Annotated in this window: 12 protein-coding genes, 2 tRNA genes and 1 pseudogene; 12 read left to right on the plus strand and 3 right to left on the minus strand. The window is 64.7% G+C overall.

Annotation, left to right across the window (positions count from 1 at the left end; all coding sequences use genetic code 11):
• Positions 1 to 75: 75 nt before the first annotated feature.
• Positions 76 to 825, minus strand: coding sequence for a polysaccharide deacetylase family protein (locus AC1DVR_RS19715; RefSeq protein ID WP_478002319.1), 750 nt, complete (start codon positions 823 to 825; stop codon positions 76 to 78).
• A 225-nt stretch (positions 826 to 1,050) separates the two neighbouring features.
• On the opposite strand from AC1DVR_RS19715, the gene AC1DVR_RS19720 reads away from it, so the two are divergent.
• The 7 genes from AC1DVR_RS19720 (at position 1,051) to AC1DVR_RS19750 (ending at position 6,463) form a co-directional block, all read left to right on the plus strand.
• On the plus strand, positions 1,051 to 1,983 hold the full coding sequence (locus AC1DVR_RS19720; RefSeq protein WP_478002320.1) for a pirin family protein: 933 nt from the start codon (positions 1,051 to 1,053) through the stop codon (positions 1,981 to 1,983).
• Positions 1,984 to 2,077: 94 nt separating this feature from the next.
• Complete coding sequence (locus tag AC1DVR_RS19725) at positions 2,078 to 3,901, plus strand: calcium-binding protein (RefSeq protein WP_478002321.1); 1,824 nt, start codon at positions 2,078 to 2,080, stop codon at positions 3,899 to 3,901.
• A gap of 173 nt (positions 3,902 to 4,074) precedes the next feature.
• Positions 4,075 to 4,770, plus strand: a complete 696-nt coding sequence (locus tag AC1DVR_RS19730; RefSeq protein WP_478002322.1) for a calcium-binding protein — start codon at positions 4,075 to 4,077, stop codon at positions 4,768 to 4,770.
• 286 nt (positions 4,771 to 5,056) lie between these two features.
• Positions 5,057 to 5,133, plus strand: a tRNA-Asp gene (locus AC1DVR_RS19735).
• A gap of 39 nt (positions 5,134 to 5,172) precedes the next feature.
• A tRNA-Asp gene (locus AC1DVR_RS19740) sits at positions 5,173 to 5,249 on the plus strand.
• A gap of 297 nt (positions 5,250 to 5,546) precedes the next feature.
• A complete protein-coding gene (locus AC1DVR_RS19745; protein ID WP_478002323.1) occupies positions 5,547 to 5,888 on the plus strand; it encodes a DUF1344 domain-containing protein in 342 nt (113 codons plus the stop codon).
• 305 nt (positions 5,889 to 6,193) lie between these two features.
• The gene (locus tag AC1DVR_RS19750) at positions 6,194 to 6,463 is read left to right on the plus strand and encodes a DUF1344 domain-containing protein (RefSeq protein ID WP_478002324.1); all 270 of its coding nucleotides are present in this window, start codon (positions 6,194 to 6,196) and stop codon (positions 6,461 to 6,463) included.
• Positions 6,464 to 6,617: 154 nt separating this feature from the next.
• Here AC1DVR_RS19750 and AC1DVR_RS19755 read toward each other — a convergent pair whose 3' ends face one another.
• Together AC1DVR_RS19755 and AC1DVR_RS19760 are read right to left on the minus strand one after the other, a co-directional pair.
• Complete coding sequence (locus AC1DVR_RS19755; protein WP_478002325.1) at positions 6,618 to 7,070, minus strand: N-acetyltransferase family protein; 453 nt, start codon at positions 7,068 to 7,070, stop codon at positions 6,618 to 6,620.
• Positions 7,071 to 7,073: 3 nt separating this feature from the next.
• Positions 7,074 to 8,471, minus strand: coding sequence for a M20/M25/M40 family metallo-hydrolase (locus AC1DVR_RS19760; protein ID WP_478002326.1), 1,398 nt, complete (start codon positions 8,469 to 8,471; stop codon positions 7,074 to 7,076).
• 126 nt (positions 8,472 to 8,597) lie between these two features.
• On the opposite strand from AC1DVR_RS19760, the gene AC1DVR_RS19765 reads away from it, so the two are divergent.
• From AC1DVR_RS19765 to AC1DVR_RS19785, 5 genes and pseudogenes are all read left to right on the plus strand, one after another.
• Positions 8,598 to 9,017 carry a hypothetical protein gene (locus tag AC1DVR_RS19765; protein ID WP_478002327.1) on the plus strand — a complete coding sequence of 140 codons (420 nt, stop codon included), beginning with the start codon at positions 8,598 to 8,600 and terminating at the stop codon, positions 9,015 to 9,017.
• A gap of 115 nt (positions 9,018 to 9,132) precedes the next feature.
• Complete coding sequence (hemA, locus tag AC1DVR_RS19770; RefSeq protein ID WP_478002328.1) at positions 9,133 to 10,368, plus strand: 5-aminolevulinate synthase; 1,236 nt, start codon at positions 9,133 to 9,135, stop codon at positions 10,366 to 10,368.
• A gap of 118 nt (positions 10,369 to 10,486) precedes the next feature.
• On the plus strand, positions 10,487 to 11,695 hold the full coding sequence (locus AC1DVR_RS19775) for a helix-turn-helix domain-containing protein (protein WP_478002329.1): 1,209 nt from the start codon (positions 10,487 to 10,489) through the stop codon (positions 11,693 to 11,695).
• 100 nt (positions 11,696 to 11,795) lie between these two features.
• Positions 11,796 to 12,911, plus strand: coding sequence for a flavodoxin-dependent (E)-4-hydroxy-3-methylbut-2-enyl-diphosphate synthase (ispG, locus tag AC1DVR_RS19780; protein WP_478002330.1), 1,116 nt, complete (start codon positions 11,796 to 11,798; stop codon positions 12,909 to 12,911).
• 134 nt (positions 12,912 to 13,045) lie between these two features.
• Positions 13,046 to 13,218 (plus strand): annotated as a pseudogene (locus tag AC1DVR_RS19785) (IS1595-like element ISTne1 family transposase); the annotation flags it as partial.

The following is a 13,218-nucleotide window of genomic DNA, read 5'->3' on the forward strand; positions in this document are numbered from 1 at the left end:
TTGGACACCATTTTGTACATCCGTACGAATTGCGTCAACCGAATTTGTTGGGCGCGGGCGGCGGCCAACCCGCCCCTAGCGGCGGGTGGAGGCTGCGCCCGGCGCGTGGATCGCATCCTCCAGCCGGACAAAGACCACGCCCCTGGCCTGCAGGGCGACGATGCCCGCCGCCACRCCGGCCCCGGCGGGACGGTTGGGCTGGTTGATGTGCGAGATGATCACATCGCCGTCCCGTGCCCGCCCGATCCGCCGCGCCGCCTCGGCGGTGGAGGCGGTGGCGCCGCTGTCGCCGTTCAGCGAATAGCCGGCGACCTGCAGCCCAAGGCCGCGGATCTCTGCCATGGCCGAGGCGTCATATTTCGCGGTGGCCCCGCGGAACCATTGCGGTTCAGGGCCGCCCGCCGCGGTGATCTCCGCAGCACCACCCTGCACTTCAGCCGCCACCGCCTCGGGCGAGCCTGCGGCCTGCAGCCCATAGACCCGGGTCGGGTAGTCGACGGCGGGGATGTGGCGGGCGCCGTGGTCCTCGATCTCGAACAGGTCGGGGCGGGCGCGCATTTCGGCAAAGGCCGCCGCATTGCGCGCCAGCCACTTGCCCGAGACGAAGACCGTGGCCGGGATCGCCTTCTGCTCCAGAAGGTCGAGGATGCGGCGGTCGACCTTGCCGTCGCAGGCGTCGAAGGTCAGGGCAACGCGGGTCACCCCCGGGGCGCTGGCGGGCAGGCGCAGGCTCGGTTCCTCCAGCCGGGGCAGGGTGGCCGCCGCAGCGGGCACCGCAGGCAGGAGGGCGAGCCCGATGATCACCGCCAGTCCCGAATGTCGCATCGCGCCGTCTCCCGCTGTGGGCCGCCGCCCGTTTGGCGCCCTCTTACGGCGGGCAACGGCGGCTTGCCAATCAACTGGCCGTGCGGCGGCAACAGGCAGCCGTCGGCCGCCAGGCCCGCTCCGGGGTGGCCCACACCGCAGCCGCAAACAGACTATGTGCGAAATCCGTGACGCGCATCCGGCCGCAAGCCACTATATAGACAAGGGACAACGAAGGAGATTGTGATGAGCTGGAACCCCGCCCTTGACCACGTTCTGCCGCTTGGCGATGCGGTGGATGCGATTGAAACCGTCATCATCCCGCGCGTCCATGACCTGGGCGGCTTCGAGGTGCGCCGCGCCTTACCCTCCAAGCAGCGCCAGATGGTCGGCCCCTTCATCTTCTTCGACCAGATGGGCCCGGCCGAGTTTCTGACCGGCAAGGGCGTCGATGTCCGCCCGCATCCGCATATCGGCCTCGCCACCGTGACCTATCTCTTGAAGGGCGAGATGCACCACCGCGATTCGCTCGGCACCGACGCCTGGATCACGCCGGGGGCGGTCAATCTGATGACGGCAGGCAAGGGCATCACCCATTCGGAACGGATGGACGGCCCGGGCCGCCAGGCCCCGCAAAGCCTGTTCGGGTTGCAGACCTGGCTCGCCCTGCCCAAGGACCGCGAGGATGATCCGGCCTCGTTCCTCCACGCCCCCGCGAGCGAACTTCCGGTGCTGGAGGGCGAGGGCAAGCTCGTCCGCCTGATCCTGGGCGAGGCCTGGGGGGCCAAGGCCGCCGTCGCCACCCCCTCCGAGACGCTTTACGCCGATGTGACGCTCGCCGCCGGGGCCACGCTGCCCTTGCCCGACAACCACGAGGACCGCGGCATCTATGTCCTGCGTGGCGAGGTTTCGGTCGGCGGGGTGACCCATCAGGCCGGCGAGATGCTGATCTTCCGCCCCGGCGACCGGATCGGCATCAAGGCGGGGGCGCTGGGCGCGCATATCATGCTGCTCGGCGGGGCGCCGATGGACGGGCCGCGCCACATCTGGTGGAACTTCGTCGCCTCCACGCAGGAACGCATCGAGGCCGCCAAGGAGGCCTGGCGCGAGGGCGACTGGCAGCATGGCCGCTTCCAGCTGCCGCCGACCGACAACGCCGAGTTCATCCCGGCGCCGTGAGGCCGGCGCCGCATTTCATCTTTGACCGGTTGCCATCGCCCCTGTAGCCTTTGCCCTCATGTACGGATCCCGCATGGCTGGTGTGGAGTTGAGCATGAACATCACGGGCGACGAGAACGGACCAACCGCAGACCGGCTGTCCGGGGGCAGCGCCGCAGATGTGATCGCCGGTCTGGACTTGCCGGATTCGCTGTTCGGAGGGGGTGGGGCGGACTCCCTCTACGGCGATGACGGCGCCGATGACCTTTATGGCGGCCTTGGCGCGGATCTGCTGCTGGGCGGGAATGACAGCGACATGCTGTTCGGCGGCGGCGGTGTCGATGCGCTTTATGGCGGCCAGGCCAATGACAAGCTGAGCGGTGGTGACGGCAATGACGCGCTGGAAGGCGACGAGGGCGACGACAGCCTTTATGGCGGCGCAGGCGCGGACGGTCTGATCGGTGGCGATGGCAATGACCTGATCTTCGGCGGCCTTGGCCACGATGTGATCGGGGGCGGTCTGGGCTTGGATGTGATCTTTGGCGATGCCGGCAACGACGTGATTGCCGGGGAAGATGGCGACGACAGCTGCGACGGCGGCGCGGGCGATGACAGCATCGAGGGCGGTCGGGGCAATGACACGCTCCTCGGCCAGGACGGTCGCGACAATCTGAGCGGGCAGGGCGGCAACGACACCATCGACGGTGGCACAGGCGACGACGGGCTCTTCGGCGATGCGGGCAATGACAAGGTCTCGGGCGGGGATGGCAATGACCAGGTCTATGGCAATCTAGGCCGTGACTTTCTTTATGGCAACGCGGGTGACGACCTGATCTTCGGTCACGAGATGATCGAGAACCCGCTCTTCAAGGATGATCGCGCCAAGGATTTCCTGTTCGGCGGAGCGGGCAACGATTCGATGGCCGGGGATCTGGGGGGCGATGTCCTTTCGGGCGGTGACGGCAACGACCTGTTGTTCGGCCATTATGTCAACTGGGTGCCCGGCGCCCTTGTTCCGACCGACGACGGCGCATCCGACACGCTTTATGGCGGCGCGGGGAATGATACGCTGACGGCCGACGATGGCGACGACCTGATGAATGGCGGCGACGGCGACGACATGGCCGACTATTCCACGGCCACGGAAACCCTCGTGATCGACCTGCGCGTCAGCACGGCGCAAGAGGTGCGCCCGGGGGAGCTGGATACCCTGATCGATATCGAAGATGTCGTTGGTGGCAAGGCCAACGACCTGATCCAGGGCAATGCATCGGGCAACGGGATCAGCGGAAAGGCCGGCGACGACACGCTGTACGGCTTCGAGGGCAATGACGCCCTGGTCGGGGGCGCGGGGAATGACCGGCTCGAGGGCGGTCTGGACGATGACCTCATCAGCGGGGACGTCGGGCGTGACTGGGTCAGCTACAAGGGCAGCACCGCCGCCGTCGCCGTGAACCTTGCGCTGACAACCGTTCAGGACACCGGGGGCGCCGGCCTCGACAGGATCGTCGGCTGCGAGAATCTCGAGGGCGGGTCCGGCAATGACACCCTGCTGGGCGACGATGGCGCCAACGAGATCACCGGTCGGGGCGGCAATAATCAGATCATCGGGGGCCTTGGCGCCGATACCCTTCGGGTGAACGGCGGCGTGGATGACTTCATCTACACCGAAGTGTCGGAGTCCACTCTGGGCGCCACCGACGTGATCTATGGCTTCAAACATGTCATCTCGAAAATTGACCTCTCCCTCATCGACGCCAATACGCAGGTCGACGGCGATCAGGAATTTACCTTTGTCGGCAATGGCGCGCTGGGCCTGGGGAAACTCAGCTACTCGGCCGGGCTGCTGCTGGGCGATGTGAATGGCGACGGGGCGGCGGATATCGCCATCAAGCTGAATGCGGTTCTGACCATGTCGGACGGGGACTTCGTGCTTTGACAAAGGACGCAAGGGGCGGCGGGCGGGCTGGCGCTGTTCGGCCCTTTGCCAGCTTCGCCGGACGGCGGAAACGCTGTCAACGCATGCCCTCTTCAGCGCGCTTGACAGGCCTGCGGCCTCTGTGAACTCTGCCTGTTAACGACCATCCGGTCGTTTTTTGGGAGGGGAATATCATGGCTTCAATCTCTTGGGGCGCTGCTCTGGGATTTCGCGGACGGGTTACGGATTTCATTGATTTCAGCGCGCTGTCGCCGGTCTCCGCCGGCAGTACGTCCTTCACGCTGATCGACAACAGCGGTGGCGACGGGTTGACGGTCTTCGGCACCGACTTTGCTTATTCCTTCTCCGGGGTCACCGCCGGCACGGTCTCCGGCGTCACGCTGTTCAATGGCGCCCATGCGCCCTTGATCACCGTCACGGGCCTGTCCCTGACCGCGACCAGCATCTACTCGGCCTTCAACACCGCCGGCGGCTCGGCGGTGGAATCGCTTCTGATGGCGGGCGCGGACAGCGTCACGGGCAGCACCAAGGGCGACTATATCTTCTCGGGCGCCGGGGCGGATACGATCAAGGGCGGCGGCGGTTCGGATTACATCCTGGGCGAGAAGGGCAATGACCAGCTTTGGGGTGGCGCCGGGGCCGATACCTTCCGCTTCCGTGCCGGTGATGGCACCGACCGCATCAAGGACTTCCACGACGACAACTTGGCGAGTGACGACCGCATCGCGATCTCCCAGGCGCTCTACAGCCATATGGTCGTGACGGATACCGCCACCGGGGTGAAGCTTGATTTCGGCACGGCGGGGAAGATTCTCGTCGACAACTGGCATGTTGCGGACATCGATGTCGGCGATTTCACCCTGCTCTGACCGCGTCGGGCGGGGCAATTGTTACAATCGCCCCGCCCAATGTTACGAAACACCGGGCCCGGGCCGCGCCGAGGGGCGCAAAAAGCGGTTTGTCCGGCCGGTTTCGTGATCGAAAGCCCGCCCCTGGCCCGCGATTTCGCGCCACGCGGCCCCGCGGAGGATCACCCCCGGCGCCGACGCGCAAAACTTGCCCCGGCTTTTGGCGAAAATCGTGGCGAGGCCGCTTGACGCCGCTCACGGGCTTCCGTAATACCCCCAACACGTTCGGGCGGGCCCGGATGGCTTAGCGGTGGTAGCTCAGTTGGTTAGAGTACCGGCCTGTCACGCCGGGGGTCGCGGGTTCGAGCCCCGTCCACCGCGCCAGCCTTCCCCGCCCGCCCCGAACGTGAATGTATGCTCTGCGCGGTGGTAGCTCAGTTGGTTAGAGTACCGGCCTGTCACGCCGGGGGTCGCGGGTTCGAGCCCCGTCCACCGCGCCACACATTGCTTTGCAAAGCGCCCTCCCTCACCGGAGGGCGTTTTGCATTTCAGCCCCCGCCGGGACCGGATCACCTGCCTGTAACGTGTTGGTGAAGCACGGAATTTCACGCCGCCTCACCAGATGGTGAGCCCGGCTTACCCGGCGTAACGCGGCGGAGTAGACCTTTTCTCGCAAGGCCGGAAGCTGCTGGGCGATCGACAGAAAAGATCGTGGACACAGCAGGTTCGGAGCGTCTTGTGCGAAATTTGGCAAGGCGCCGCGACAATGCGGGCCTGCAGCCAGCGGAGAAACTGAAATGCGTTCGAAATTCCTTCCCCTCGTCATTATTGCTGGCATGACCTTCGGCGGCGCCGCCTTTGCGGGAACGACCGCGACCACGGCCACCGCTCCGGCCGCCACCGCCTCGACCACGGCCAAGGCCGCCACCAAGGCCTCGATGCCGATGACCGTCAAGGACGTCTCCGGCACGATCAAGAAGATCAACACCAAGGCCGGCTTCGTCGTCCTGTCGAACGGCGTGAAATACCACCTGCCCAAGGGCTTCGATCTGACGGGCTTCAAGGTCGGTGAAAAGGTCTCGGTCTCTTACGAGATGAAGGGCAAGCTGCACGAAGCCACCGCGATGAAAGCGGCCTGAACCCGCGTCATAGACCAGATTGAAGACGGGGGCCCTTCGGGGTCCCCGTTTGCATTTCCGGCATCAGAATTTCACCTGAAGATATCCACGTAACGCATTGGTGAAGCACAAGTTTTCACCGAATATCACCAGGCGGTGAGACCCCCTTCGCAAGCCCCGCGACCCGGGGTAAGCCTGCTCTCACAAGGCCAGAGCCAGCCGGGCGACCCCGAAAGTTGCCGACCCGACCGACCCGGAGCGTCTTGCAAAAACCTTAGGGAGATCGCCCCCGAAGCGGGCTCTCCCCCTCGTGCGGAGTATCTGAAATGCGTTCGAAATTCTTTGCCCCCGTCCTGTCCGCCGCTGTCATCGCCAGCATGGCGCTTGGTGGCGCAGCCTTCGCCGCCGCGGCCACGACCTCGGGCACGATCAAGAAGATCGACACCAAGGCGATGACCGTGACCCTGTCCAACGGCATCACCTATCACCTGCCCGCGGGCTTCAAACTGGCCGGCTTCAAGGCGGGCGAGAAAGTTGCCGTGACCTCCGAGCTCAAAGGCGCCCTGCACGAAGCGACCGGCATGAAGGCCGAATAATCTCATTTCCCTGCCAAAGAAACGGGGGCCCGACACCGGGCCCCCGTTTTCTTGTCCACCGGGCCGGTGGCAAGGGGAGGCCCGGAGGGGCGCGAAGCCCCTCCGGCAGGGTGGTTCGGAGGGGCTGGCCCCTCCGATCTCCGCCAGCCGCAGGCTAAAGCGCCAGCCGATACCGGATGTGCCCGTCACTCGGCACGATGCTGTCGTAAAGCCGGCGCGCTGTCGCATTGCCCTCGTTGGTGTTCCAATAGAGCCGGTGCCAGCCGCGCGCCCGCGCAAGCGCCATCAGATCCGTGATCAACGCCCGCCCGAGCCCGCGACCCCGCGCGCGCGGCGAGACGAACAGATCCTCCAGATAGCAATCATCCCCCATCACCCAGGTCGAGGGATGGTGCTGGTGGATGGCAAAGCCCAGGACCTCGCCCTCCACCACAGCCACCCGCATCTTCATCGGGCTCGCCGCATCCATCAGCCGCGTCCAGGTGCTGGCGGTGATGGAGGGGTCCAGGTCGGTTTCGTAATAGTCGAGAAACCCCTGCCAAAGCCCGCGCCACGCCGCTTCATCCCCCGGCAACGCATCCCGGATCAGCTGTCCTTCCTGTGCCATGGCTCAGGCAAGCTTCGCCAGAACCCGCGCCCAGGAGCGGATGCCTTTGTGGAAGCTGTCCACGTCGTATTTCTCGTTGGGCGAATGGATCTGGTCGTCGTCCTTGGAGAATCCCATCAGAATCGCATCCATCCCGAGGTAGGTCTTGAAATAGCCCGCCACGGGAATCGACCCGCCCGCGCCGATGAAGGCGGCCGGCATGTTCCATTCCTCGGTCAGGGCCTTGCGGGCGGCAGCAAAGGCCGGGTGGCCGATCTCCATCACGGAAGCCGGGGAATTGCCGTGGCCTTTCCACTCGATCCGGCAATCGGCAGGCAGTTGCGCCTCAGCCCAGGCGCGGAACGCCTCGCGCAGCTTGTCGGGGTTCTGTTGGCCGACCAGCCGGAAGGACACCTTGGCATGCGCCTCGCCCGGCAGGACGGTCTTGAACCCGTCGCCGGTGTAACCGCCCCAGATGCCGTTGATCTCGGCCGTGGGCCGCGACCAGAGCTTCTCCAAAGGTGTCCGGTCCTGTTCGCCCGCCGGCACCGACAGGCCGACATCGCCAAGGAATCGGGCGTGGTCGAAGGACAGGTTCTGCCACTGGCTGCGCAATTCGTCCGACAGTTCCGGCACGCCGTCGTAAAAGCCCGGCACCTGGACCCGGCCCTCGCTGTCATGCAGCCCGGCGAGGATTTTCGCCAGCACGGTGATCGGGTTCTGCGCCAGCCCGCCATACATGCCGGAATGGAGGTCACGGTTGGCCGCATGCAGGGTCAGCTCTTCGCCCAGAAGCCCGCGCAGCATGGTGGTGATCGCGGGCGCCCGGCTTTCAAACAGGCCGGTGTCGCAGATCAGGGCCACATCGGCCTTCAGCTCTGCGGCATTCTCCTTCAGGAACGGGATCAGCGAAGGCGACCCGGATTCCTCCTCGCCCTCCAGAAAGATGGTCAGCTTGCCGGGCAGGGTGCCATGCACCGCTTTCCAGGCGCGGCAGGCCTCGATGAAGGTCATCAGCTGCCCCTTGTCGTCCGAAGAACCGCGACCGCGCAACACGCGGCCCTTGGGCGTCTCCTCGATCGCCGGGTCAAAGGGATCGCGGGTCCAGAGCGACAGGGGATCGACCGGCTGCACATCATAGTGGCCGTAGAACAGAAGATGCGTGCTGTCGGGCGTTCCTGCGCTCGCGCCACCATGCGCCACCACCATCGGATGGCCGGGGGTGGGCCGGGACGAGGCCTCGAACCCCAGCCCCTCCAGAGCGCGCACCAGCCAGTCGGCGGCGCGGGCGCAGTCGGACTTGAAGGCCGGGTCGGTCGAGATCGAGGGGATTCGCAAGAGATCCATCAACCGGTCCAGCGCCTGGGGCAGGGTGGCGTCGATAAGGTCCAGCACAGGAGCCAGATTTGGCGTGGCGGTCATCGCAATCTCCATCAATTGATCGGCGGGGCGGAGCCTAGCAGGCGTGAGGGGACTGTCCAGACCGGGATTTTCACGCTAAGGCACGGCAAAGTTCTGCGGATGCAAAGTGCTGCAAAGGAGTGTCAGATGGTGAAACTATTCGGAAGGGTTCTGATCGGGGCGATCGTCGCGGGCGCGACCCTGGCAAGTGCTGTCTGGGCTGGCGAGGTGCCGACCGAGGTCAGCAAGCTGCAAGGCGCCAAGGTCACGCTGCATGTCTATCCTTTCCTGAAACCGGATGAACTCAAGACCCTGCGGCTGGTCGCGACCAACGCCCAGGCGCTGGCGGTTTTCGTGCCGGGCGACAAGTCGCATTACTCGGCCCTGGCGCTGGCCCCCGATGATGGCTTCATGAAAGACGGCGCCCCGGTCGATACCGCCGTGGCGCTCAGCGATTTCGCCGATGCGGCGACCGCCTCGGCGGCTGCCCAGAAAGCCTGTGATGACAAACGCGGCAAAAAGGGCAAAGCTTGCGTGATCGTGCTGGAGGTCGGCCCGGCCTCGTAAACCGGCGATCCCCGGCGGCGAGGCAAAATGCCACCTTCAAAATTCGGTTCCTTTGATGCAAATCAAGGGAACCGTAAGGGTTTCGCTGCAGGATAGCGGCGAGTTGGAGACTGAAATGACCGCCGAAAAGACCTATGATACCGCGCTGGATGCTGCTCTGAACCGCTTGCACGACGAGGGTCGCTACCGCACCTTCATCGACATCGAACGCCAGCAGGGCCGCTTTCCCCATGCCATGTGGCACCGCCCCGACGGGTCGACGCGCGATATCACGGTCTGGTGTGGCAATGATTACCTCGGCATGGGTCAGCATCCCGAAGTGCTGGCCGCGATGCACGAGGCGCTGGAGGTTTCGGGCGCGGGCTCGGGCGGGACGCGCAACATTTCCGGCACCACGGTCTGGCACAAGCGGCTCGAGGCCGAGCTTGCCGATCTGCATGGCAAGGAGGCGGCCCTGGTCTTCACCTCGGCCTATGTCGCCAATGATGCGACGCTCTCGACCCTGCGGGCGATCTTCCCCGGCCTGATCATCTATTCCGATGCGCTGAACCACAATTCGATGATCGAAGGCATCCGGCGCGGCGGCGGCGAAAAGCGGATCTTCCGCCACAACGACATGGCGCATCTGCGCAGCCTTCTGGCGGCCGATGATCCCAAAGCGCCTAAAATGATCGCCTTCGAATCGATCTACTCGATGGACGGCGATTTCGGCCCGATCAAGGAGATCTGCGATCTGGCCGAGGAATTCGGCGCCCTGACCTATATCGACGAGGTCCATGCCGTCGGCATGTACGGCCCGCGCGGGGCCGGTGTGGCCGAGCGTGACGGGCAGATGCATCGCATTGACATCATAAATGCGACGCTGGCCAAGGCCTATGGCGTCTTCGGCGGCTACATTGCTGCAAGCGCGAAAATGGTCGATGCGGTGCGCTCCTACGCCCCCGGTTTCATCTTCACCACCTCGCTGCCGCCCGCCGTTGCGGCCGGTGCCGCGACATCGGTCAGGATCCTGAAAACTGCCCAATATTTGCGCGACAGCCAGCAGCTGAACGCAAAAATTCTCAAGATGCGCCTGAAAGGCCTGGGCCTGCCGATCATCGACTGCGGCACGCATATTGTGCCCGTCCATGTTGGCAACCCTATCCATTGCAAGATGCTCTCCGACATGCTGCTCGAGGATCACGGCATCTATGTGCAGCCGATCAACTACCCCACCGTGCCGCGCGGCACGGAAAGACTGCGTTTTACCCCCTCTCCGGTGCATGACGCGGCCCAGATCGACCATCTGGTGCAGGCGATGGACAGGCTCTGGGGCCACTGTGCGCTGAATCGCGCGCAGGCCTCCGCCTGAGGACTCTCGCATATGCAAAAGGGCTTGCCCTGTGCTAGCCTTTACGGAATACGAACCGCCATGAGTCGAACCTTAATGCGACTCAGGAATGATACGGGGCAGTGATGGGGCAGGGCGCATGATCGGGCGGAAATTCCGCACACCGACGCCGGAGTTGGAAGGGCCAAAGGGCTTTGACGACTTCGAGTTGCGGCTTGGCGACCTGATGCGGGGCGAACGCGCCACGCTCGGAAAGTCGCTTCTGGACGTTCAGCGCGAGCTGAAGATCAAGGCGTCCTATATCGCGGCGATCGAAAACGCCGATGTCTCCGCCTTTGAAACGCCGGGCTTCGTGGCGGGTCATGTCCGCTCCTATGCCCGCTATCTCGGCATGGAGCCGGACGAGGCTTTCGCCCGTTTCTGCCGTGAGGCCAATTTCGAAGTGGCGCATGGCATGTCGGCTGCGGCCTCCGGCCAGATGATCAAGGCCGCCCGCAACCGCGTGGCGCCCGAGAATCGCGATCCCTTCGTTCATGCAAGCTTTGTGCCCCAGGGCGAAAGCGTGTTCTCCCGGGTCGAACCCGGCGCCGTGGGCTCTTTCGCCGTCCTGATCGCGCTGATCGGCGCCTTGGGCTATGGCGGCTGGTCGGTTTTGCAAGAGGTGCAGCGCGTCCAGCTGGCTCCGGTCAACGAGGCACCGTCTGTGGTGGCCGAGATTGACCCCCTCGGCAATGTCAAAGGTGTGGCACCCCTCGTGCGCTCCGCCCCGGCGCAGACCGCCGACGCCTCTGGCGCCACGGCGGACCTTCTTTCGCGCCCCGAGGCGCTGAATGTGCCGGTCATGACCCCGCGTGATGGCCCGATTGCGGCGATCAACCCGAATGTCGCCGCGGATGTTCCGGCCCAAGCCACCGTCGATCAAGCCGTGGCTCAGGCCGTGGCCGCGGAATCGCCGGTGCAGGTTGTGGCGGACTCGGCCCCCGGGGTCGAAATTCTCGCCGTCCGCCCCTCCTGGGTGCGGGTTTCGGCGGTGGATGGCACGGTTCTGTTCGAGAAGATCCTCGATGCGGGTGAGCGCTATACCGTGCCGCAACTGGCCAAGGCGCCGGTGCTGCGGGCTGGTAATTCGGGCTCGGTCTATTTCTCGGTCAACGGCAAGACCTATGGTCCGGCCTCGCCCGGCTCGAATGTGATCAAGAACCTGGCGCTGGATGCCGCGGGTCTGACCTCGAACTTCCAGGTGGCGGATTTGTCGGGTGACGCGGATCTTGCGCATTTCGTCAACGTGGCCGAGGCGACGCAGGTGACCCCGGTCGCCGACACCACCGCCCCGGCGCCGCAAAACTGAACCCGACCTGATCGCAAGTCCGTGACCGGCCCGGCATCTGCCGTTGCAGGCCTCGCGCGCCCGGCCTATCACTGCGGCCAAGCGAACCCGAGGACATGTCATGACCCATAATCCGATCCGCCCCTGGCGCAACATCGAACGCCGCGTCAGCCGCCAGATCCGGGTGGGCAAGGTGCTGGTGGGGGGCGATGCGCCGATCTCGGTGCAGACCATGACCAACACGATCACCTCGGACGTCAAGGCGACGCTGGAACAGGTCCAACGTTGCGCCGTGGCCGGGGCCGATATCGTGCGGATCTCCACCCCCGACGAGGACAGCACCCGCGCGCTGAAGGAGATCTGCGCCGAAAGCCCGGTGCCGATCGTGGCCGACATCCATTTCCACTACAAACGCGCGATCGAGGCAGCCGAGGCCGGCGCCGCCTGCCTGCGCATCAACCCCGGCAACATCGGCGATGCGCGCCGCGTGGCCGAGGTGGTCAAGGCCGCCAAGGACCACGGCTGCTCGATCCGGATCGGGGTGAACGCCGGTTCGCTGGAGCGGCACCTGTTGGAAAAATATGGCGAGCCTTGCCCGGATGCAATGGTGGAATCCGGCATGGACCATATCAAGTTGTTGCAGGACAACGATTTTCACGAATTCAAGATCTCGGTCAAAGCCTCGGATGTCTTCATGGCCGCCGCCGCTTACCAGCAGCTCGCCTCGGTGACCGACGCCCCGATCCACCTTGGCATCACCGAGGCGGGCGGGCTGGTGTCCGGCACAGTGAAATCCGCGATCGGTCTTGGCAACCTGCTGTGGGCGGGGATCGGCGACACGATCCGGGTCAGCCTCTCCGCCGATCCGGTCGAAGAGGTCAAGGTCGGGTTCGAGATACTGAAAAGCCTCGGGTTACGGCACCGCGGGGTGACGATCATTTCCTGCCCCTCCTGCGCGCGGCAGGGGTTTGACGTGATCAAGACGGTCTCGGCGCTGGAGGACCGGCTGGCGCATATCACCACCTCGATGAGCCTGTCGATCATCGGCTGCGTGGTGAACGGCCCGGGCGAGGCGCTGATGACCGACATCGGATTTACCGGCGGCGGGGCCGGCAAGGGCATGGTCTACCTGGCCGGCAAGCAGGCCCATACGATGGGCAACGACAAGATGGTCGATCACATCGTCGAACTGGTCGAGAAGAAGGCCGCGGAACTTGAAGCGGCGAAGGTCGATTGAGGTACGATTTTTCTGCGAAAAATCAGGTTTACGATCTTTCTGCGAAAGATCGCGGCTCTTCGCAGAAGAGCCGTTTTCTTGAATTTTCGCAGAGGGTCTTGACTAGCATAGAGCCAGAAAACTGGCGCAATGCTATGAAAAGGCTTATGAATCGCTACGCAAAAAGTTCGAAACTTTCTGAAGCCCAATTTCGGGCCTTCATCAGGCTCGTCGCGGCCGATCTCACGGCCAGTCAGATCGCGCAGGTCAGCGGCCTCAACCGCAACACGGTGAACCGTTTTCTGAGCCTTCTGCGCCTGCGCATGTC

The sequence above is a fragment of the Rhodobacter sp. P2_H5 genome (assembly GCF_056403335.1).

Coding starts and splice junctions, on each gene's coding strand:
- AC1DVR_RS19720 (WP_478002320.1), top strand. CDS start 1,051: ATGAGCTGGAACCCCGCCCTTGACCACGTTCTGCCGCTTGGCGATGCG.
- AC1DVR_RS19725 (WP_478002321.1), top strand. CDS start 2,078: ATGAACATCACGGGCGACGAGAACGGACCAACCGCAGACCGGCTGTCC.
- AC1DVR_RS19730 (WP_478002322.1), top strand. CDS start 4,075: ATGGCTTCAATCTCTTGGGGCGCTGCTCTGGGATTTCGCGGACGGGTT.
- AC1DVR_RS19745 (WP_478002323.1), top strand. CDS start 5,547: ATGCGTTCGAAATTCCTTCCCCTCGTCATTATTGCTGGCATGACCTTC.
- AC1DVR_RS19750 (WP_478002324.1), top strand. CDS start 6,194: ATGCGTTCGAAATTCTTTGCCCCCGTCCTGTCCGCCGCTGTCATCGCC.
- AC1DVR_RS19755 (WP_478002325.1), bottom strand. CDS start 7,070: ATGGCACAGGAAGGACAGCTGATCCGGGATGCGTTGCCGGGGGATGAA.
- AC1DVR_RS19760 (WP_478002326.1), bottom strand. CDS start 8,471: ATGACCGCCACGCCAAATCTGGCTCCTGTGCTGGACCTTATCGACGCC.
- AC1DVR_RS19765 (WP_478002327.1), top strand. CDS start 8,598: ATGGTGAAACTATTCGGAAGGGTTCTGATCGGGGCGATCGTCGCGGGC.
- hemA (WP_478002328.1), top strand. CDS start 9,133: ATGACCGCCGAAAAGACCTATGATACCGCGCTGGATGCTGCTCTGAAC.
- AC1DVR_RS19775 (WP_478002329.1), top strand. CDS start 10,487: ATGATCGGGCGGAAATTCCGCACACCGACGCCGGAGTTGGAAGGGCCA.
- ispG (WP_478002330.1), top strand. CDS start 11,796: ATGACCCATAATCCGATCCGCCCCTGGCGCAACATCGAACGCCGCGTC.